Source organism: Prevotella sp. 10(H), assembly GCF_000711235.1.
Classification (GTDB): Bacteria; Bacteroidota; Bacteroidia; order Bacteroidales; family Dysgonomonadaceae; genus Dysgonomonas.
The window spans coordinates 151,154-173,374 of the sequence record NZ_JOMI01000003.1 but is presented as its reverse complement, the minus strand read 5'-3'; the positions used below and the strand labels follow the sequence as shown (position 1 = coordinate 173,374).

23 protein-coding genes are annotated in these 22,221 nt (G+C 39.3%); 10 read left to right on the top strand and 13 right to left on the bottom strand.

The genetic code is table 11. The annotated features are described in order from the left end of the window. Positions 1–20 precede the first annotated feature (20 nt). The 11 genes from hisB to K348_RS0106090 form a co-directional block, all read right to left on the bottom strand. Positions 21–1,136 (bottom strand): bifunctional histidinol-phosphatase/imidazoleglycerol-phosphate dehydratase HisB, encoded by a 1,116-nt coding sequence (gene hisB / locus K348_RS0106145; RefSeq protein ID WP_029903996.1) that lies wholly within the window; start codon positions 1,134–1,136, stop codon positions 21–23. Next, the gene (hisC, locus tag K348_RS0106140) at positions 1,105–2,172 is read right to left on the bottom strand and encodes a histidinol-phosphate transaminase (protein ID WP_029903994.1); all 1,068 of its coding nucleotides are present in this window, start codon (positions 2,170–2,172) and stop codon (positions 1,105–1,107) included. The genes hisB and hisC overlap by 32 nt, the downstream gene beginning before the upstream one ends. 92 nt (positions 2,173–2,264) lie before the next feature. Next, entirely contained in the window at positions 2,265–2,843 is a 579-nt protein-coding gene (locus K348_RS0106135; RefSeq protein ID WP_029903992.1) for a DJ-1/PfpI family protein, read from the bottom strand. A 97-nt stretch (positions 2,844–2,940) separates the two neighbouring features. Further along, positions 2,941–3,828, bottom strand: a complete 888-nt coding sequence (locus K348_RS19380) for a GNAT family N-acetyltransferase (protein ID WP_231496751.1) — start codon at positions 3,826–3,828, stop codon at positions 2,941–2,943. Next, the gene (gene hisD / locus K348_RS0106120; protein WP_029903990.1) at positions 3,825–5,102 is read right to left on the bottom strand and encodes a histidinol dehydrogenase; all 1,278 of its coding nucleotides are present in this window, start codon (positions 5,100–5,102) and stop codon (positions 3,825–3,827) included. Before hisD ends, K348_RS19380 begins: the two co-directional genes overlap by 4 nt. A 4-nt stretch (positions 5,103–5,106) precedes the next feature. Further along, entirely contained in the window at positions 5,107–5,634 is a 528-nt protein-coding gene (locus K348_RS0106115; RefSeq protein ID WP_029903988.1) for a GNAT family N-acetyltransferase, read from the bottom strand. Continuing rightward, complete coding sequence (gene hisG, locus K348_RS0106110) at positions 5,631–6,485, bottom strand: ATP phosphoribosyltransferase (RefSeq protein ID WP_029903986.1); 855 nt, start codon at positions 6,483–6,485, stop codon at positions 5,631–5,633. Before hisG ends, K348_RS0106115 begins: the two co-directional genes overlap by 4 nt. Before the next feature lie 215 nt (positions 6,486–6,700). Beyond that, entirely contained in the window at positions 6,701–7,183 is a 483-nt protein-coding gene (locus K348_RS0106105) for a hypothetical protein (protein ID WP_029903984.1), read from the bottom strand. Between the two features lie 17 nt (positions 7,184–7,200). Then, positions 7,201–7,545, bottom strand: a complete 345-nt coding sequence (locus K348_RS0106100) for a hypothetical protein (RefSeq protein ID WP_029903983.1) — start codon at positions 7,543–7,545, stop codon at positions 7,201–7,203. A gap of 59 nt (positions 7,546–7,604) precedes the next feature. Then, positions 7,605–8,156, bottom strand: a complete 552-nt coding sequence (locus K348_RS0106095; RefSeq protein WP_029903981.1) for an RNA polymerase sigma factor — start codon at positions 8,154–8,156, stop codon at positions 7,605–7,607. A gap of 18 nt (positions 8,157–8,174) precedes the next feature. Continuing rightward, the gene (locus tag K348_RS0106090; protein WP_029903979.1) at positions 8,175–9,221 is read right to left on the bottom strand and encodes a tetratricopeptide repeat protein; all 1,047 of its coding nucleotides are present in this window, start codon (positions 9,219–9,221) and stop codon (positions 8,175–8,177) included. A gap of 375 nt (positions 9,222–9,596) precedes the next feature. On the opposite strand from K348_RS0106090, the gene K348_RS0106085 reads away from it, so the two are divergent. The 5 genes from K348_RS0106085 (at position 9,597) to K348_RS0106065 (ending at position 15,203) form a co-directional block, all read left to right on the top strand. Further along, positions 9,597–11,870: an aconitate hydratase gene (locus tag K348_RS0106085; RefSeq protein WP_029903977.1), complete on the top strand. Its 2,274-nt coding sequence runs from the start codon at positions 9,597–9,599 to the stop codon at positions 11,868–11,870. Between the two features lie 4 nt (positions 11,871–11,874). Then, a complete protein-coding gene (locus K348_RS0106080; RefSeq protein ID WP_029903976.1) occupies positions 11,875–12,468 on the top strand; it encodes a DJ-1/PfpI family protein in 594 nt (197 codons plus the stop codon). 9 nt (positions 12,469–12,477) lie between these two features. After that, positions 12,478–12,918 carry a GNAT family N-acetyltransferase gene (locus K348_RS0106075; RefSeq protein WP_029903975.1) on the top strand — a complete coding sequence of 147 codons (441 nt, stop codon included), beginning with the start codon at positions 12,478–12,480 and terminating at the stop codon, positions 12,916–12,918. Positions 12,919–12,945: 27 nt separating this feature from the next. Continuing rightward, entirely contained in the window at positions 12,946–14,307 is a 1,362-nt protein-coding gene (locus K348_RS0106070; protein ID WP_029903974.1) for a citrate synthase, read from the top strand. A 176-nt stretch (positions 14,308–14,483) separates the two neighbouring features. Then, a complete protein-coding gene (locus K348_RS0106065; RefSeq protein WP_029903972.1) occupies positions 14,484–15,203 on the top strand; it encodes a head GIN domain-containing protein in 720 nt (239 codons plus the stop codon). A 69-nt stretch (positions 15,204–15,272) separates the two neighbouring features. Here the strand turns inward: K348_RS0106065 and K348_RS0106060 are convergent, their stop codons facing one another. Further along, on the bottom strand, positions 15,273–15,536 hold the full coding sequence (locus K348_RS0106060) for a hypothetical protein (RefSeq protein WP_029903969.1): 264 nt from the start codon (positions 15,534–15,536) through the stop codon (positions 15,273–15,275). A 494-nt stretch (positions 15,537–16,030) separates the two neighbouring features. Here K348_RS0106060 and mce point away from each other — a divergent pair, with 494 nt between their 5' ends. From mce to K348_RS0106035, 5 genes are all read left to right on the top strand, one after another. After that, the gene (gene mce / locus K348_RS0106055; protein ID WP_029903968.1) at positions 16,031–16,444 is read left to right on the top strand and encodes a methylmalonyl-CoA epimerase; all 414 of its coding nucleotides are present in this window, start codon (positions 16,031–16,033) and stop codon (positions 16,442–16,444) included. A gap of 88 nt (positions 16,445–16,532) precedes the next feature. Next, positions 16,533–18,083, top strand: a complete 1,551-nt coding sequence (locus K348_RS0106050; protein WP_029903966.1) for an acyl-CoA carboxylase subunit beta — start codon at positions 16,533–16,535, stop codon at positions 18,081–18,083. 21 nt (positions 18,084–18,104) lie between these two features. Further along, positions 18,105–18,281: a hypothetical protein gene (locus tag K348_RS19295; RefSeq protein WP_006798574.1), complete on the top strand. Its 177-nt coding sequence runs from the start codon at positions 18,105–18,107 to the stop codon at positions 18,279–18,281. A gap of 16 nt (positions 18,282–18,297) precedes the next feature. After that, positions 18,298–18,750: a biotin/lipoyl-containing protein gene (locus K348_RS0106040; RefSeq protein WP_029903963.1), complete on the top strand. Its 453-nt coding sequence runs from the start codon at positions 18,298–18,300 to the stop codon at positions 18,748–18,750. A 124-nt stretch (positions 18,751–18,874) separates the two neighbouring features. Next, positions 18,875–19,468 carry an NAD(P)H-dependent oxidoreductase gene (locus K348_RS0106035; protein ID WP_029903961.1) on the top strand — a complete coding sequence of 198 codons (594 nt, stop codon included), beginning with the start codon at positions 18,875–18,877 and terminating at the stop codon, positions 19,466–19,468. Between the two features lie 73 nt (positions 19,469–19,541). Here the strand turns inward: K348_RS0106035 and K348_RS0106030 are convergent, their stop codons facing one another. Further along, a complete protein-coding gene (locus K348_RS0106030; RefSeq protein ID WP_029903959.1) occupies positions 19,542–22,217 on the bottom strand; it encodes a 4-alpha-glucanotransferase in 2,676 nt (891 codons plus the stop codon). Positions 22,218–22,221: the final 4 nt, after the last annotated feature.

The window sequence follows — 22,221 nt, the reverse complement described above, 5'->3', positions numbered from 1 at the left end:
TATTAAGATTATCTAAATATTCAGATTACTCCTTTGGTAGATGGAAGCTCATAATTAAATATATCCCTTTTCTTTGCCATTTTAAGTGCTCGGGCAAAGGCTTTGAATATACCTTCTATTTTGTGATGTTCGTTTTTACCTTCGGCTTTCATATTCAGATTCATCCTGGCAGAATCACTCAATGATTTGAAAAAGTGCATAAACATTTCAGTAGGCATATCCCCTACCCGTTCGCGCTGAAAATCGGCATCCCATATTAGCCATGCACGCCCTCCGAAATCAAGGGCAACCGAGCACAAACAATCGTCCATCGGAAGATAATACCCGTAACGCTCGATACCCCGCTTATCGCCGAAAGCTTTATAAAGCGCTTCACCGAGAGCAATGGCTGTATCTTCAATTGTATGATGTTCGTCTACATCGAGGTCACCTTTTACTTTTATAGTCAGATCCATTCCAGAATGCTTACCTATCTGTTCCAGCATATGATCGAAAAAACCAAGTCCGGTAGTGATGTCGCAATTTCCTTTACCATCGAGATTCAGGGAAACATAAATATCCGTTTCTTTGGTAGTACGTTTTACCTCGGCTTTGCGTTCTCCGGCAAAAAGGAACTCGGTCACCATGTCCCAGTCGGCAGTCTGCAAGGCGCATATATCCTGTAATTCTTCCGGAATGTCCATATCATCCCGCAAAAAGATTGCCTTCGCTCCCAAATTCTTTGCCAATTCTACATCCGTCATACGGTCGCCGATAACGAAAGAATGCTCCAAGTCATATTCCCCTGAGGTATATTTTCCGAGCATGCCTGTTCCGGGCTTGCGCGTAGGAAGGCTATCTTCAGGGAAACTACGGTCGATAAGTATATCGTCGAACGTAATGCCTTCTCCCTGCAAAGTTTTCAGCATTAGATTGTGGGGTGGCCAAAATGTATGTTCTGGAAAAGATGAAGTACCTAATCCGTCCTGATTAGTTACCATCACAAACTCAAAGTCGAGGTTCTTACGGATAAAGTAAAGGTTACGGATAACTTTTGGATAAAATTCCAGTTTTTCAAGACTATCTAATTGATAATCTGTAGGCGGTTCGATGACTATTGTTCCGTCACGGTCGATAAATAATGCTCGTTTTTTCATCTTTTATACCAAATGTATTTAAAACCTTTAATAACGTCTTATTCTCTTCCTCCGTTCCCACTGTTACCCGCAAGCATCCGGCACAAAGAGAAATGGAATTACGATTGCGGACAATAACACCTTTATCGGCAAGTTGCTTATACAGACCGTTAGCATCGGTAACCTTTACCAAAATAAAGTTGGCATCGGTAGGATATATCTTTTCTACAAATGGCAGATTGGATAACTCCTGTTTCAAGAAATCACGTCCTTTCAGCAATTCCCTCACCCATTCTTTCCTCATTTCGAGTTTATCAAGTTCGGCACTTACATACTCCTGGGTAAGGATATTCACATTATAGGGATATTTAATTTTATTGAAAAGTCCGATAATCTCAATCGAAGCAAATGCCATTCCCAAACGAACAGCAGCTAATCCCCATGCTTTGGAGAATGTTTGAAAGACAATGAGATTCGGATATTTATCCAATTCGTTTATCCATGAGGTTTCAGATGCAAAATCGATATATGCCTCATCTATAACCACAATTCCCTGAAATGTATCCAATACTTTCTTTATTTCTTCTCTGTTCAGAAGATTTCCTGTCGGATTATTCGGAGAACAGAGGTAAATCAGTTTGGTATTATTATCTGTTTTATCTAATAATCTCTGTGCATCGAGGTCAAAATTTTCGTCAAGCAATACTTTGCGATACTCCACATCATTCACATTGGCACAGACTTGATACATGCCATATGTAGGATCGATTGCAACAATATTATCTATACGCGGTTCACAGAATATACGTATTACAAAGTCTATCGGCTCATCACTTCCGTTACCAAGAAACATTTTTTCAGGTACAGTACCTTTTACGTTAGCTATTTTCTCTTTCAATGCCCATTGTAAAGGATCGGGATAACGGTTGTATTTATCATTCAAAGGATTCTCGTTCGCATCTAAAAAAACAGAAGCCTCCCCTTTAAATTCATTGCGTGCCGAGGAATACGGCTTCATATTCCATACGTTTTTGCGTACCAGTTGTTGCAGATTCATTGTTATATTATTGTCATTAAATTAATGTCCTTTGCATATTTCACTTTCAGATTTACACAAAGGACATTCAATAGTTCTTTAATTTATCTGATTTACAATTCTATTTTTACTCCCAGCAATTTATAAAACTCTCTCAAAATAGCAGGATGTCCCGGCCATGCAGGAGAAGTAGTCAGATTACCGTCGGTTATAGCTTCCGTTGCAGGGATATCTTTGTAATTACCGCCCGCAAGTGTTACTTCCGGCCCTACAGCCACATAGCAAGTTAATGTACGACCTTTTACAACATTTGCAGCCGTAAGAATTTGTATTCCATGGCAGATAGCTGCTACGGGAAGATTCTTTTCGAAGAAATACCGGGTGTATTCTATCACTTTAGGGTCGAGCCGGATATATTCGGGAGCGCGCCCCCCTGTAATATACAACCCTGCATAATCTTCAAGTTTTACACTGTCTAAACTTTTATTAAGCGTAAAATTATGTCCCCGAAGTTCCACATAGGTCTGAAATCCCACAAAATCGTGTATAGCCGTTGCTAACTGATCACCGGCTTTTTTACCCGGACAAACCACGTCAACATGGAATCCTACACTGCAAAGAGCCTGATATGGTACCATCAATTCGTAATCTTCAACAAAATCACCGGCCAGCATTAATATTCTTTTACCCATAATAAAATAGATTTAGAAATTCGACAATTTATTTACCTGCCTAAATGTAATGATAATTGTTAAAATCGGATACTTACCGATAGTAAAAAATAATTAATCAGGCCTTTTCATAGGTCGTTACCACAAATATAATCAATGGTTCATCGCCTGTATTGATAATGGAATGGTAATTATTGTCGCCTTGTATCGAGGTTACATTACCCTTTTTCAGATTGAACTTCCTTGTTATCTTATCCAAGCCTTGACGTTCGATATACTCCCCTTCGCCATGTACAAGCACATACAGTTCCTGTTCCTTTTTAGTACCATGTTCATGAAATCCAGCCTGGTCGCCTTTATTCAGCAATACCATATAAGTACCGATACGGTTATTTACTAACTCTCCTTTTTCGAATATCGAAAGCATATATACGACTCCGTTGCCGTCGTACATCGGATCGCGTTTCTCCACATCGATAACTCCGCGTTGCGGTTTGCCGAAAGGAGTAAGAGTAATATCGATATATTTCAATACTTCGTCGACTACCTGTTGTTTTTCCTTTTCCATTTTTATTCGTTTTTCCATTCTGAAATGAGGAATACCCACTTCTGTAAATTCTTCTCCAATAATTTTATAATCATACTTCTGATAAAAAGCCACGGCTACTTTACGGGCATTCAACACAATCTTTTCGAAACCTTCTCTCTCGGCTACATATTCGGCAAAAGAGAGCATGCTGGTTCCTAATCCGCTCTTTTGTTGTTCTCTATCTACAGCCATTTGACGAAGCTTAACCGTGTGTTCATCTACACGGGTAAAAATACAGCAGGCCAGCATCTTCTGCTCTTTAGGTAAGACAAGCGCCATCAGAATATCGCCCTTATCTTTTTCAATATCTTTCTCTGAAAAAGTCAAGCCAAGCGGTTCGCGCAATATCTTGTGACGCAATACCAGCATATCCTCATAGCCTTTAGTCTTATATTCAAGAATCAGAGGTATTATCATTCTTTCAACCTTAAAGTTACCGCATTCTTATGTGCAAATAATTCCTCACTCTCAGCCATTATTTCTATTGCTGGCCCGAGATTTCGGATACCCTTTTTAGTGATTTTCTGAAAGGTAATTTTCTTCACAAAACTATCCAGATTGACACCGCTATATGCCGTCGCATACCCGTTGGTAGGTAACGTATGATTCGTTCCTGATGCATAGTCCCCTGCACTTTCAGGCGTATGATGCCCGAGAAATACCGAGCCTGCATTAACAATTTTATCGGCTATATCCATATAGTCGGAGGTTTCTATTATCAGATGTTCGGGAGCATACTGATTTGTCATGTCGATTATTTCACTATTACTCCTCAACAAGATTAATTTACTATTCTGTAAAGCCTTTTCAGCAATTTCACGACGGGGTAGTTCAAACAATTGCAGTTCTATTTCCTGTAATACATCCGAAATAAACGATTCACTGGTAGTTGTCAGTATTACCTGACTATCCGCCCCATGTTCCGCCTGTGATAGTAAATCGGCTGCAACAAATGCCGCGTTTGCCGAATCGTCTGCTATTACCTGCACTTCCGATGGCCCGGCAGGCATATCTATCGCCACATCGCGTAGGCTGACCAGTTGTTTTGCTGCCATAACATACTGGTTGCCCGGCCCGTATATCTTATAAACCTTAGGAACTGATTCGGTACCATAAGCCATTGCGCCTATAGCCTGTATACCTCCAATCTTGAATATTTTATCTACTCCGGCCTCTTTTGCTGCAAAAAGAATTGCCGGATGTATTTTTCCTTCTCTATTCGGTGGTGAACAAAGAATTATTCCTTTACAACCCGCTATTTTTGCCGGAACGGCAAGCATCAATACGGTTGAAAATAGAGGCGCTGTTCCTCCGGGAACATATAAGCCGACCTTGTCGATAGCTACTGCCTTTTGCCAGCATGTGACACCTTCGGTTGTTTCTATTTTCTTACTTTCAAAAATCTGGCTACGGTGAAAAGAGTCTATATTCTTTTTAGCCAGACAGATTGCAGCTTTTAATTCTTCCGAAACTAAATATTCAGATTCTTCTATCTCGGCTGAGTCTACAAGTAAGGATGTAAGTCTTATTTTGTCAAACTTTTCCTCATATTCCATAACCGCTTCATCTCCTCTTTTCTTAATATCAGATAGCACTGTACTTACCGTATCATTCAACGAAGATGTATCAAACTGCGGGCGGGCAAGTATAGAAGCCCATTCGGAACGTTCGGGATATTTTATAATCTGCATCGTTTTATCCTTTAAATTCTCTCTTCAACAAACTATATACGGCAATATCGGTATAAACGTTATCTACAAGTAATTCGCCGTCGCGCTCAACTCCTTCGAACTGAAAACCCAACTTTTCAGGAATTCGTCGACTTTTATGATTTCCGACTGCAACTCTTATCTGTATACGGTTCATATCCATTTCGGAAAAAGCATGTTGTATAAGTTTAAGTACCGAGTGCACCATGATGCCTTTGCCCTGTGCGTATTGAGAAAGCCAATAACCAATCTCTATCTTTTTGTTGGCATTGTCCGTATCTTTGAATCCTACAAGACCTACAAACTTCTCCTGATAATAGATAGTGAATTGCTGATCGGTCGTTTCCAGCACGTGGTTTACAAAACTGGCTGTATCTTCCACCTCTTTTGTTGTGTCTACAAAGGGTAGCCACTCACGCATATATTCACGTTCGTCATTCAAAGTATTGAAAATCTTGAAAATGTCGTCCACCGACAAAGGATATAATACAATATCATCTGAAACCTGAATCATAATATCATTTTTTCGATTGGTAAAACTAATATTCCTTCTGCTCCCAATGATTTTAACCTGCTGATTACTTCCCAGAAACGTTTATCGTCGACTACCGACTGCACCGAGCACCAGCCTTTTGTTGCTAATGGTGTAACAGTAGGGCTGCGCATTCCGGGAAGGATATCAATTATTTCATCAAGTTTATCTTCGGGCGCATTCAAAAGTACATATTTTTTATCAGTTGCAGTCTGTACTGCTTCGATTCTGAATATCAGTTCATCTAGAATATCTTTCTTTTCCTGCGAAAGATTTTTTGTAGCAATAAGTAAAGCCTCGGATTGCATTACAACTTCTACTTCTTTCAGACGGTTGCTCACAAGTGTACCTCCCGAACTAACAATATCAAAAATAGCATCCGACAAGCCTATACTCGGCGAAATTTCTACAGACCCGCTAATGATATGAATATCAGAATTGATATTATGTTCTTTCATATATTTATTCAGGATGAAAGGATAAGATGTTGCTATCTTTTTCCCTTCAAACCATTTTATACCTTCATATTTTTCGTCTTTAGGTATAGCCAGCGACAGGCGACATTTGCTAAAACCGAGTCGCTTTATAACTTCAGCAGCCTCGTTCTTTTCTACAAACTCATTTTCTCCTACCACACCGATATCAGCTACACCGGTTGCAACTGCCTGCGGTATATCATCATCACGTAGAAAAAGTATTTCTACCGGAAAACCTTTCGCGGGAACGAGTAATGTACGCTTAATATTATTCAGTTTTACACCGGCTTCCTGTAGAAGCTCCATTGTTTCTTCAAATAAACGTCCTTTCGACTGTACTGCAATTCTTAATACCATAGTATATTTGTTTTATATTTATTTCAACAAAAAAAAGAGCCTACCCTCATCAGGTAAGCTCTTTCTATATTTTTGTAAACATCATCACATCAATATATGTTACTCACCTTATGGCAGTAATAACAAATGATGATGATGTGCTTTATTATACATAATATATTCTTTATTGGAACAAAAGTATATATATTTTATAATAAAACAAACTTTTTGTCAATTTATTTTCCTTGTCTGTGGCGATGCGGCCTTGATTTTCTGTGTTCGCCAAGTTTCTGCAGCATATGTTCCTTAAACTTCAGGTCTACTCCCCGGTATTTTTCTATTTTTTGAGCGGAGAGAACGTCTGCAAATTTTTTGTAATACTCTATTTGAAGCTCAGCTTCTCTTTTCTCCGACTCCAGATTCAGACGGGTAATCCGTTCATAATCCTCTTCTGTTTTATTTGGCTTCTCTTGTAGCGCACGAGTTTCGTAGCGCGCTTCTCTGTTTACTTCAAATTTTTTTGACACAAATTCCGACTCCAAAGGAATAAATGCTTTGGCTTCGGCGTCGGTAAGTTCAAGCTCCTTTATAAGGAATGCTGCTTTCTCCTTCTTTATTGTTTCTATGTCAAAACCGCTTCTCTTCAGACCCTGACCGCTTACTGAAAGTGTCGAACTCATAATAAGTATCAACACGGCCAGAATACTTTTAAACTTCATATAAAACGTATTTAGGTTTAATTATTACTATAAAAAGTGTCGTCAAATCTGTTAGCTCTTGCAACCTCGTCTTCCAGGAAATGATAATAATCATCTTCATCCACAGAAGAAGCCACTGCCGACGATATTACGGGCTCGGGATCTTCGGTAGCATTTTGTTTAAATACTCCCGTAGAAAACACAATTCCGCATAGCATTGCAGCTGCAGCCGACCAAGGCAGCACCTTTTTCCACAATGGAACAATCTTCGCTTTTTCCGTTTGCTTGGAAGGAAGCTTGTCCATCATTTCGGCATTAAAATTCTCGAAATAATTTTCGGGAATCTTAAACGGTGTCTTACTTTTGTCGATTTTATCCAACATAATACTTAATTCTTTAACAAACTCTATCTATATTATAGACTAAGGTAACACAAAAAGGTTTAATCGTCAACCGATAAAAATTCCTCAATTTTTTTCACAGCATGATGATATGATGCTTTCAAGGCTCCCACAGAGGTTTCAAGAATCTCTGACATCTCCTCGTATTTCATCTCATCAAAATATTTCATATTAAAAACGATGCGTTGTTTTTCGGGTAGTGTCAATATTGCTTTTTGTAATTTGATCTGGGCCTCGTCGCCATCGAAATATTCATCGCTTTCGAGGCGGGATAATAAAAATGTATCCGCATCGTCCATCGATACATTATTTTGTGTGCGTTGCTTATTCAAGAATGTTATAGCTTCATTTATTGCTATACGATACAACCATGTGGATATCTTAGATTCGCTTCTGAAATTGTCGATGCTTGTCCAGACTTTAATAAATGTATTCTGCAAAACATCATTGGCATCATCGTGACTCAATACTATTTTACGAATCTGCCAATACAATACTTCGCTGAACTCTTTTACCAGTTCAGAAAAGGCGGACTGCTGGGTCTTAGGGTCATGGAGCCGCTCTATTAATCTATTCTCTGCTTCCTGTAACATTTATTCTTAATCATTCTCTCAAAGGGCTTCATCAAGATCCGAATCATCCCCGTAATCTGCTTCCTCGTCTACTCCGCCTTGTCCGTTCTCGAACCATTCTATAAAATTATCCACATGGGTCTTATTATTCTCCCACCATGTGAGTGATTCCGGAAAATATGCAACACTTACATAACGGCAATAGGTATCGAAATGCCCCGAACCCAATATCTCTTCATAAGTAGGCACAAAGAAATACCACATCAGACCGTTTTGTGTATCATTTTGCATCTGCGACAATGTAAAGAAAATCAATTTAGATGATTCTACGAAAAAATCATACTGTGATATCTCGTCCGTCGCTCCTGTTTTCTTCTGCTGTATAGCATTATAAAGAATATTCCTGTCGATACCGTCTTCCGGCAAAAGTTTATCTGAACCTGCGTCGAGTTGTGCATTTATTATGTCATACATTTCGCCGAAAGCATCACTTGATCTCCCGGTATTAGGTTCGAGCAGAAGGAAAAAGTGGAACGAATAAAAGCTCTGAACCCATCTTCCCAAATCGTTCAAAGCATAAGCATATAACAAAAATGCACTGGCATGTGTCGCATCTATCTCAATTGCTTTTCGCAAATGCTGCACTGCCATACGGTTGTCCTTATTGTTGAAATAACAAAGTCCCAGATTGAAATGTAAAAGATATTCATCCCCACATTTTTCGAGTGCCTCATTCAATGTTCTGAGCGCCTCGTTCATCTTATCCTGATTAGCTAATGCCGTTCCTTTCACAATGTATGCATCCATTAATAAAGGCTGGAAATTAGCAGCAATAACCTTTCCGCTATTCCGTAAAGCCTTATCATAGTCTTTCAGCTGTAAGTACGACAAAGACATTTCATAAACAGCCGACATGGAGGTCGGATTAACTTTCAATGCCTCCTCGTAACATGCAATCGCTTCCTTATAACGTCCTTTGTCGTGCAAAGAAACTCCTTGCCGGATCAGTCTTTCAGAAGAGGGTTGTGCATATATTGTTAAAGTTGTGAATAATAAAAATAATATTATAATAAAGCCATTTTTCATGCAAGATTTCTTTTTTGAAATACAAAAGTAAGAAAATACTCTTTAAGTATATCTTCAATTCAGATTCTTTGACATTTTTAATATGGAAAAGAATAAATTATCACATTAAAATAAACTTTGTTTCTCATCTTATTTTTTTATCAATGATAAATAAAATCTCTCACGATTTAATGTCTTTCTTAAAATAGCCTGTTCCCGCAAAAGAATACATAAAATTAAAAGTCATCATATACACATTAAGCAGATATTTTTTATCATTTTGTATTAAAGACTAACCCCTGTATACATGATAGGAACTAAGAACTAACAGATATTTTGTTATCTTTGTATTCTGACGAAACGAAAAATAATTACCACAAAAAATATCAATCTGTAATGGCAAGTAACACTTTTGACATAAATATGATTCAGGCTTTTTATAAATCTTATGCACAGAAAACCAATGATGCTAAAAGATTTCTGAACCGCCCGCTGACTTTAAGTGAAAAAATACTCTATGCCCATCTGTCAGAAGTCAATAATATTAAGGATTTTGCACGGGCAACAGATTATGTGAACTTCTCACCCGACAGGGTTGCCATGCAGGATGCAACTGCACAGATGGCATTGCTTCAGTTGATGAACTCAGGACGTACACGTGTTGCTGTGCCATCTACTGTGCACTGCGACCATCTTATACAGGCATTTAAGTCAGCAAAGGAAGACCTGCATACTGCGGAAATAACCAATAAAGAAGTATACGATTTTCTCAGTGCCGTATCTGATAAATACGGAATCGGTTTCTGGAAACCCGGAGCAGGAATAATCCATCAGGTAGTGCTAGAGAATTATGCATTTCCCGGTGGAATGATGATAGGCACGGACTCACATACTCCTAATGCCGGAGGCCTCGGCATGATTGCAATCGGTGTCGGAGGAGCAGATGCGGTAGATGTAATGGCCGGAATGCCATGGGAATTGAAAATGCCGAAAATTATAGGTGTAAAGCTTACAGGAAAGCTTTCAGGATGGGCTTCACCGAAAGATGTGATCCTGAAACTAGCAGGAATACTGACCGTGAAAGGTGGAACAAATACAGTCATCGAATATTTTGGCGAGGGAACGGCTTCACTTTCGGCAACAGGTAAAGCTACTATATGCAATATGGGCGCAGAAGTCGGCGCTACCACATCTATTTTTCCATACGATCAAAAAGCGTCGGAATATCTGAAAGCTACAGGCAGAGCAGATGTTGCCGCAATGGCTGATAAAATAATAGAATATCTGCAACCGGATGTAGAAGTCGTCAGTGATCCGCAGAAATATTTCGACCAAGTGATTGAAATCGATTTATCTACCCTCGAGCCATATATCAACGGGCCGTTTACACCTGATGCAGCACATCCTATTTCGGAGTTTGCAAAAGTAGTAAGAGAGAAAGGCTATCCGCAAAGGATGGAAGTAGGTCTGATAGGCTCATGTACAAACTCATCGTATGAAGATATGTCGCGTGCTGCATCTGTTATTGCCGATGCTAAAGATAAAAACATAAAGGTAAAAGCACAATTTATTATCAATCCCGGATCGGAACAGGTGCGGTATACAGCGGAAAGAGACGGTATATTATCAACATTCGAAGAAGCCGGAGCAACTATTATGGCAAATGCCTGCGGACCTTGTATTGGCCAATGGAAGCGGGAAACAGAGAATCCTGACCGTCCGAATTCAATAGTGACATCTTTCAATCGCAACTTTGCCAAGCGTAATGACGGCAATCCGAATACACATGCTTTTGTTACCTCTCCCGAAATAGTAGCAGTATTGAGTATTGCTGGGAACTTGTGCTTCAATCCGATGACCGATACTCTGTCAAACGAAAAAGGAGAAATGGTAAAATTGCAGGAACCGAAAGGATATGAACTGCCGCCTAAAGGCTATGAGAATGATGATAATGGTTTCGTTGCCCCTTCTGCGGATGGCTCCGAAAGAGAGATAAAGATTGCACCCGATTCTCAACGCTTACAGGAACTCAAACCTTTCTCTGCATGGGATGACAAAGATATTATCGAACAACCTTTATTGATAAAGGCAAAAGGGAAATGTACTACCGACCATATATCTATGGCAGGGCCTTGGCTGCGTTTTCGCGGACACCTCGATAATATATCTGACAATATGCTGATTGGGGCAGTCAATGCTTTTAATGATAAGACAAATGCAGTTTTGGATACTGAAACGGGCGAATATATCTCTGTACCAAAACTTGCCCGACAATTCAAAGCTGCAGGCTTAGGCTCTATAGTTGTAGCTGAAGAAAACTACGGCGAGGGTTCGTCTCGCGAACATGCAGCTATGGAACCACGATTTTTGAATGTAAAAGCCATTTTGGTAAAATCCTTTGCCCGTATCCACGAAACAAATCTGAAAAAGCAGGGTATGCTGGCACTGACATTTATTAATAAAGACGATTATAACAAAATACGTGAAGACGATAAGATAAGCATACTCGGATTAACACATTTCAAACCGGGCAAAAATCTTGTTGTAGAACTGGAACATTCAGACGGAACTAAAGAATCATTTGAAGTCGCCCATACATATAATGATATACAGATAGAATGGTTCAAAGCCGGCAGTGCATTGAATTACATGAAATCAAAACAGATATGATAATATGATTTTTAATGTTATTCTATTTCCTGATTTCGAAACACTGGATATCTTCGGCCCTGTTGAAATATTTGGCAAAATAGGAGATTGTACATTACGGTATTTCTCTGAAAAAGGCGGAATCATAAAAAATACAGATAATGTTGAAATTATAACCGACCCACTGGACTCTCTTATTATCGACAAAAATGACGTATTATTTATCCCCGGAGGTTTAGGTACAAGAACTGAAATAAACAACAAGATATTCATTGAAAAAATAAAACTGCTAGCGTCGAAAAGCGAATATGTATTGACTGTCTGTACAGGTAGTGCACTAATTGCCAAAACCGGCCTTCTGGACAGTAGAAAAGCGACGTCGAATAAACGCTCTTTCGATTGGGTAAAGGAAAGTTCAGCAAATGTCTTATGGATAAGAGAGGCGCGCTGGGTAAAAGACGGAAAATATTATACTTCTTCGGGAATCAGTGCTGGCATGGATATGGCACTCGGATTTATCCGGGATATTTTTGGACTCGAAGAAGCCCGCAGGATTGCTTTCAGAATAGAATATAACTGGCAGGAAAATGAAAGTATCGACAATTTTTATAAACAATAATCTAATAATATGAATATAAAAACAGAACCCATACAAGAATCCGATTTCGAAGAGCTTATCTCTCTTTTTCATGAATTTGCCGCTTTCGAGAAATTACCCGAGAATATGGTCAATACGGCCGAAAGAATGAAAAGAGAGAAAGAATATATACATGGCTTTGTCGCTCGAAATGAGGATGGTATAATTGTTGGCTACGTTAACTTTTTCTTTGCATATTATACATGGACCGGAAAATCCATGTATATGGACGACCTGTATGTCAGGCAAGAGTACAGAGGCAAAGGAATAGGTACTTTGCTGATAAATAAGGTTATTGACAAAGCCAAAGAAGAAAATTGTAACGGGCTGCGGTGGCAGGTATCCGAATGGAATCACCCCGCTATCACATTTTATAAAAGCCTCGGTGCAAAAATTAATGATATAGAGCGTAATTGCGATTTAATATTCTGAAAATGTATAACTCATATATAAAATATTATGGACAGATTACTCGGTAAAAGAATAGTTGACAAAATATCGGGAACAGTATGCACTACCAGTAATTTCGATCCCGAACAATTTAAAAAAATGGGTGTAAAGCGCGGACTCCGCAACGAAGATCATACAGGTGTAATCGTCGGGCTTACCAAAGTAGGCGATGTAGTCGGATACGAGCGCGGCGAAGACGGGAAACTGACTCCTATTCCGGGTAAACTGTTATACAGGGGAATCAGTCTGGAAGATATTGTAAAAGGCGCCCAGAAAGAAAACAGGTTGGGTTTTGAGGAAGTAGTATATCTCATCCTTTCAGGAAACCTGCCCACAAAAGAAGAACTAAGCGATTTTTCGGAACTGATGAGCTGTATCATGGATTTGAAGCCCAAAATCGTTATGCATATCCTAGACCTGGTAGGAAATGACATTATGAATTATCTTTCGCGTTGCGTACTCGAATTATACACATTCGATGAAAAGCCGGATGATATCTCACCCGATAACCTCATAAAACAGTCATTGAACCTGATAGCCACATTCCCTACTATCATAGCCTATGCGCACAATGCATTACGGCATAGCTGCGGAAAATCTTTGCATATCAGGCATCCGCAGCCAAATCTTTCACTGGCTGAAAACTTCCTTTACATGATGAAAGGACATCACTATACCCCTTTGGATGTTAAGATACTCGACCTTGCCCTTATGGTGCATGCCGACCACGGAGGAGGAAATAACTCTACATTCACAGTACGTGTGACAAGTTCTGCCGGAACAGATACCTATTCTGCAATTGCTGCCGGTATCGGCTCACTTAAAGGGCCATTACACGGAGGCGCCAACTTGAAAGTCATTGATATGATGAAAAATATCAAAGCAAATGTAAAGAACTGGACTAGCGTTGAAGAAGTAGACCGTTATCTGTTGAAAATACTCAATAAAGAAGCGTACGACAAGTCCGGTTTAATATATGGAATCGGCCATGCTATTTATACAATTTCCGACCCGCGCACAATGCTGCTTAAAGAAATGGCTCATGATCTTGCTGTAGAAAAAGGGCGTGAAGCTGAATACAACTTCTATAGACTGTTGGAAGAACGCGCAATCCTCAACTTCATGGAAATGAAAGGAAAGAACGTAAATAAGCAGGTATGCGCGAATGTGGACTTTTATTCGGGATTTATTTACGACATGATCGGGCTTCCGCAGGAAATATATACGCCTCTGTTTGCCATGGCGCGCATTGTAGGTTGGTGTGCCCACCGTATCGAAGAATTGAATTTCAGACAGAAACGGATTATCCGTCCGGCATATAAGAATGCAGCTGAATTAAAAGAGTATAAGCCTATAAACGAACGGGAATAATAAATTATTGGAGTATCCGACCAATTTCTTAATTTATTGAGAAGGACAATTAATATTTGGTTTTAATATAATTTGCCTGAAAATACAATTTTTAATTTTTTTTCAATTTATTTGTAACCAGATTATATATTCTCCCGTCATACTTATAACTTATAACTTCAAAAAGAATATTTATTATGAAAACATTTTTTTACACAATCGGTATTACCCTTTTGATAATGGGGATGCAAAGCTGCTCATTCAATGCAATTAAAGGCAACGGAAATATTACAGTAAATGAAGTGAATATTGCCGAATATAAAGAAATAGAATTTAGCGGTGGTTGCAACATGGTTTACGAACAGAATACTGATGCAGCACCCTATCTGCGTATCGAAACAGATGAAAACATTTATCCGCTGCTGACTATCGAATCCAAAGACGGAAAATTATCGATAGGAAGTAAGGAAAATATTAATCCTACAAAATGTGATATTTATACTAACTCCACCGGCCTGACCAGAATAAGTGCCAGCGGTGCCATGAAAGCACACATAAAAGGCAAACTTGAAACAACAGACCTGAAATTGTCAGTATCAGGAAGCGGGAACTTCACCATTGATAGCCTTACAGCTCACAGTATTAAATATAAAGCATCGGGATCGGCCAGCCTCAACGTTTTAGGCGGAAAAGTCAACCAACTGGAAAGTACTATTTCAGGAAGCGGAAAAACCGAAACATTAGGATTAATAGCTGATACAGTACAATGCTCTGTATCGGGTAGCGGAAACTTCAGCGTATATGCCGAAAAGATACTGAATGTAAAAGTTTCGGGTAGCGGAAATGTCAGATATAAAGGAAATGCTCAGGTAGACCAATCCATTTCGGGAGCAGGTAAAGTAATAAAGGTGGAATAACAATCTTTCTCGATAAAAAAACAAAGCCCTGAAAAATCACTTTTCAGGGCTTTGTTTTTTTATTAACTTCTACATTCCAATTTGGGTTTTTATAAAATTATTCGCTTCATCTTCTGTAAGGAAATACAATAATCCTTTAAACTCAAACGGAAATTTTTCTATAGGCATCTGCAACTGCTTCCTCTCATTCTTATCTAAAAAGAAATTTTCATGAGTGGTCTCAGCTTGTTTTCTCTCATCGGAATATCCGATTCTAAATACCTTGACTGACAATTTACGGGGATCAACTCTATATAAAATATCCCCTGCTTTTAAAGCTCCTTTTATTCTCATAGTAGTCTTCACTTTAAAAGATGAAACAAAAGTGGTGTAATAGTTTAAAGGAGAAAGATATATAAATTGTTCACTCAATGTGTGTATTTAACACAATTTTATATCAAAAACAATGATAATAAAAGATATTTTAACCAAATAGTTAAAATAAACCAATCGCATATTTGTGATATAATTCCGGATTTATCTGTTATATATCGCTCCAAAAAAATTAGAACAAACGGGATAATTTTATGTTCATAAGCCAGTGGTTAAAATAACTCAATTGCTACTACTTTTGTTACTATTCGGATTATAAGACTTATCAATCATTATAATTGCAAAAATATAAAAATCTAATTTACAGATACTTAAACAAAATATAAATATAAAATGCACACTTTTGAGAATTATGTGCATAAACAATGTTTTTTTATGTTTTTAATTTCGTCATTCTATATTTTAATAGTACCTTTGCGCGGAACTAAATAATAACTTTTTATTCAGATAAAATCATGAATATTTCGCACATTGAACATTTAGGTATTGCTGTAAAAAGCATCGAAGAACAACTACCTTACTATGAAGGAGTTTTAGGTCTGAAATGTTATAACATTGAAGTTGTGGAAGACCAGAAGGTAAAGACTGCATTCTTCAAGGTAGGACAAACAAAAATTGAGCTTCTCGAGCCAACCAGCCCTGACAGCACAATAGCTAAATTTATCGAGAAAAAAGGAGAAGGCATCCACCACATCGCATTCAGCGTAGCCGATGGAGTAGCTAACGCCCTTGCCGAAATGGAATCGAAAGGTGTACAGCTGATAGACAAGGCACCACGCGCAGGAGCAGAAGGCCTCAACATTGCATTCCTCCATCCTAAATCAACAGGAAGCGTCCTCACCGAATTGTGTGAAAATCCAAACAAATAAAGTAAGAATGACTTTACTCACTAAATGATGATGTAAAGTCATTTTTATGTAAAACAGATTAATTTATCAGAATCTAAAATATTAAAACATGAGCCAACTTGAAAAGGTAAAAGAGCTAATGGAACTTCGTGCTAAAGCCCGTTTGGGCGGGGGTCAGAAAAGAATCGACTCTCAGCACGCAAAAGGCAAATACACAGCACGTGAGCGTATAGCGCTGCTACTCGACGAAGGCAGCTTCGAAGAATTCGACATGTTCGTAGAGCACCGCAGTACAAACTTTGGTATGGACAAACAGAAATTCCTCGGGGACGGCGTTGTAACAGGTTGCGGTACTATCGAAGGTCGTCTGGTTTATATTTTCGCACAGGACTTCACTGTAATCGGCGGTTCGTTGTCAGAAACCATGGCATTGAAAATATGCAAAGTTATGGATATGGCGATGAAAGTAGGGGCCCCTGTAATCGGAATCAACGACTCGGGTGGTGCGCGTATACAGGAAGGTGTGAACGCCCTAGCCGGATATGCTGAAATATTCCAGCGCAATATACTTGCTTCGGGAGTTGTACCGCAGATTTCGGGTATCTTCGGACCTTGTGCCGGTGGTGCTGTATATTCTCCTGCTCTTACCGACTTTACGTTGATGACAGAAGGCACATCTTACATGTTCCTTACTGGTCCTAAAGTAGTGAAGACTGTAACCGGCGAAGATGTTACTCAGGAAGATCTTGGAGGCGCAAGCGTACACACTACTAAATCGGGTGTGGCTCACTTCTCTGTAGCTAACGAAGACGACGGGATATCTCTTATCCGTCATTTGTACAGTTTCCTTCCTCAGAACAATATGGAAGAGGCTCCTCGCAAAGAGTGTACCGACCCTATCGCCAGAATGGAAGATTCACTGAATGAAATTATCCCTGACAATCCGAACAAGCCATATGATATGGTTGAGGTGATCGGTGCTGTTATCGACAATGGCGAATTCCTTGAAGTGCATGCTAATTATGCTAAAAATATAATCATCGGTTTTGCCCGCATGAACGGCCAGTCGGTAGGTGTTGTAGCCAACCAGCCTAAATACCTTGCCGGAGTACTTGATATCAATGCATCACGCAAAGCTGCCCGTTTCGTACGCTTCTGCGACGCTTTCAACATTCCGTTGGTAACGTTGGTAGACGTACCGGGATTCCTTCCGGGAACAGGACAGGAATACGGCGGCGTAATCACTCATGGTGCTAAATTGCTTTATGCTTATGGTGAAGCTACTGTACCTAAAGTAACAGTTACACTGCGTAAATCTTACGGTGGTTCTCACATTGTGATGAGTTGTAAACAACTTCGCGGAGACATCAACTATGCATGGCCAACTGCAGAAATCGCAGTTATGGGTGCTGACGGTGCTGCCGAAGTATTGTATGCAAAAGAAATTAAAGATGCTGAAAATCCCGCTGAAGCACTTGCTGCTAAGAAAGAAGAGTATAACAAATTGTTCTGCAACCCTTTCAATGCTGCACGTTACGGTTATATCGACGATGTTATCGAACCGCGCAATACACGTTTCCGTGTCATCCGCGCTTTGGAACAACTGAGAACTAAAAAGCAGGTTAATCCTGCCAAGAAGCACGACAACCTGCCTCTGTAATCCTTCAAAATAAATATAACAATGAGCGATCAGAATATATCAAAAGAAGTATTGGCAGCTATAGCATTGGCTATATATGATGTACAGCATCAGCATGATATAGAAAGCAATGTGCTGACTATAAAACATGTATCGAAAGATTATTTGCCTTGGGCCGACAAAAGGGAGGCTATGCTTCAAATGCCAGTAAGAAAATAAAATTCGAAAAAACATCATGAAACAATTCATATACAGAATCAACGGCCAGGAATATATCGTTGCCGTAAATAAAATGGAAGGCGACCTTGCAGAAGTAGCTGTAAACGGTACTAACTACAAGGTAGAACTTGTTAATAGTGAGGAGGAAGTAAGCCTTACTACTCGTCCGGCTGCTAAAGCCGCGCCTGCACCTGCTGCCAGCGCACCTAAAGCGACAGCTTCCGCACCAACTGCTAACAAACCTGCCGGAAGCGGTATGGGTGTTGTAAAATCACCGCTACCGGGTATCGTTATCGGAATACAGGTAAATGTAGGCGACGAAGTGAAAAAAGGACAAACAGTTGCTATGCTAGAGGCCATGAAGATGGAAAATGCCATACAGGCTCCAATAGATGGTAAGGTAACTGAAATATATGTGAACCAAGGTGACTCCGTTCTTGAAGGAGTGGCTCTGTTGACTATCGCATAAGAACTTCTATATATTAAAGGCGCTGCAGGAAATATTCTGCAGCGCTTTTTTATTAATAACTCTTTATAAAGAGAACCTTTTCCTATTGGTTCTGTTATAAAATTAACAGAAAAATAAATACATTATGAAAAAAATATTTGTAATAAACGGAGCGCCGAAATTTGCACATTCGGGTGGAGAATTCAATAAGACACTAGCAGGCTGGACAATAAACTTCTTTCGCGGGAAAGACAATTACGAAATAGAATATACCAATATAAATGATGTATATGATCCGGAAGAAGAAGTGAAGAAATTTGTCTGGGCAGATATTATTATATACCACACCCCTGTATGGTGGTTCCAGATCCCGAATGATTTCAAAAAATACATAGATGAAGTCCTTACATCCGGGCATCAAAACGGTATCTACTTCAGTGACGGAAGAAGGTCTGCTAACCCGACACGAAACTATGGAACGGGAGGACTATTGCAAGGACGAAAATATATGCTGACAACTACATGGAATGCTCCTCAGGAAGCATTCACTATCGAAGATGAATTTTTCAAACTACACAACGAAGATGATGTGATGTATGGTTTTCATCAAATGAATGCCTTCATCGGACTATCGCCTATCGAGAGTTTTCATTTTCATGATGTATCGAAGAATCCGAAAATCGGGTATTGGGAAAAGAAGTATCTGGAACATCTCGAACAAATATCAAAGTCTATATAAGTTATAAAAATACAAAGGGCGCTTCTATGAGCGCCCTTTGTACATATAATAAACCTATAAAGCCTTTTCCTAATTATTCCCGCCCCGATGCCTGAATCATCTTTTTAAGTCGTTCGTTATATTCCGTAGCCTTTATCAGTTCCTCCAATGTGAGGTGCATTCTGTATCGCCAGTAATGCATTGGTACAGCCGGAATATTTATTCTTTCTTCATCGGCTTCCGGTCTTCTCAGAGTATCATCTATCGACAGCCAGTCTTGAAGCGGCAGAACAGCAAGCATTGAAGGAGAATTGAGATGATTGGAAACAATCTGAGAACAAATGTCTGCCGTACACTCTTCGGGAGCAATTCCATCTCTGCCTAATATCTGATTATAATATTTCTGAATGTTTACCCTGTCTTCTTCCCACCACAGCCTAATAGGCGACATATCGTGCGTAGAAGTGGTGCACACACTCATATATGGCAAAGTATGCAAATCATTGAACAATAGATTCATCGCTTTAGGCATACGCTCTATTTCGAGACTAAGAATTTGCAATTCATTCATTACCGATGGAACAGATTCCGGAACCATCCCCAAATCTTCACCACAGACTAACATATCCGTGGATTTAATTAAAGGCGGCAACTTGATCATAGCCTGCTCGCGCCAGAATTGCGAATGCCTACGGAAAAAGAAATCATCGTACATTCTGTTGAATGCATTCTGTGTTCCCTGATCAAGATCTTTGAATGAATAACTATATTGTGCAGTAATACGCGGATGAAATTTTTCCGGTTCACGTTTATCTCTTACAAATAGAACTTCATTGCAAAGGCTGTAAAGACCATCGCGTATATGATTTGCCTTATCATCTTCATAGCCTGCAAAAGATTCTTTTATTTTGGCTTGGGTGTTGAATTCATCTTTCAGTTTAAATATCTGCCAGCCTGCAGGCTCAAGATATTTTTCTATTACTTCGGGCATATAGACACCGAAAATATTACCGAGAAAATGTTCATGTATATAAGGAGTCAGCATACGCGCTTCATCAAACCATATTCCATAAGATCGTATTTCATCCACTGTAAGAGGAAGAGCCGGACTAAAATATCCCAGCAGCCCCTGCACAGATGTCATAGGAATCTCCCAAATACGGAAAAAGCCAAGGATATGATCGATACGGTAAGCATCGAAATAATCTGCCATCTTACGGAAACGCTTTATCCACCAGTGATAGCCGTCTTTTGCCATTTCTTCCCAGTTATATGTCGGAAATCTCCAGTTCTGTCCGAAGAAAGAAAAACCATCAGGTGGCGCTCCTGTCTGCACATCCAGATTAAATAAATGAGGCTCGACCCATGCTTCGACACTATTGCGGCTGATACCGATAGGGATATCACCTTTGAGTATTACATTATGCTGATGCGCATATTCTTTTACATCTACAAGCTGCTTATGGAGTAAGTATTGAGTAAAGCATAATAAATCGATACTGGCTTTTGCTTCTTTATCTGTTTCTACAAACTTTTCTAATCTCTTTTTATTAAACTTACTTTGCGTCTTCCACTTTGTAAAATCAGCAGTTTCATATTTATCGCGGAGATAAGAAAAACACGCGTATGGAAATAGCCATTCTTCGTTATGATTGTAAAAAGACTGATAATCTTTGCTTCTTAGTGTATTTCTACCTGATTCGTCAAAAAGGTCTTTGAGATATCTCTGCTTCAAATCCAGTACCTTATCATAATCGACACCTTTCAATGTATTCAGTTCCGCTGCCTCTTTCCTATATTCCTTGTTTAATTTCTGATCTTTCAACGGGTGAGCATTCAGCCCTAAGTACATAGGATGAAGTGCGTAAATGGAAATCGCATTATAAGGGTAAGAGTCAGCCCATGTGTGAGTGATTGTGGTATCATTGACCGGAAGCAGCTGTATTACTTTCTGTCCGGTAAGAGAAGCCCAGTCTATCATTTTTTTCAGGTCGGAAAATTCCCCGATACCAAAGCTACCTTCGGTACGTAATGAGAATACGGGAATTGCAACACCGGCAGCTTTCCAATCCAGCCATGCATACCAGTAATTAAGTGTTTCCACTCTGACTACATTCTTTTCTGCATTAACAGACAGCGGCGATAGTATACGATTATTTCCCTCTTCCCAATGCTGAATCTTTTCAGATGCATGATCATAGATAGCAAGTTTATATTCGAGCGGCATCTCGATTTTTGATGCATCCAAGGCTAATTGCCATACACCGTATTTTACAGGAATAAAATGCAATGCATCCTGATGTTTCCAATCACCCAGCAATTCCGATGCCCCACACAACACAAGCGACTGATCCTTTTTTACATAAGGACAACAAACATTCAACAGCATTGTTTCCTTATAGTATTTAATCTTTGCCCTGTTTTCATGATAGAAAAAGCTATCTGAAAAGCCGGATGTATACAGGAATTTTTGCTGAGGTGTCATCCGCCATAAATCCTGAACATCGAAAAACTTATCAGGTTCTATCCTGAGTATGTGTGGAGTGCCCCACTCCCTGTCTATTATTTCATCCTGATATTTGACAAGATATCTATATTCAAATTCTTTTACATTATCAACTTCTATCTCAAGCATCCATTTAGATGCGGATAGATTATCCATTACTATGGCTTTTTTTTCATTCCAGTCACCCAAAGAAGGAATTGAACCGCTTACACAAAGAGTTTGCCCCCATTCGGCATGGTAGTCTATAAGTAGTCTTATATTCATTACA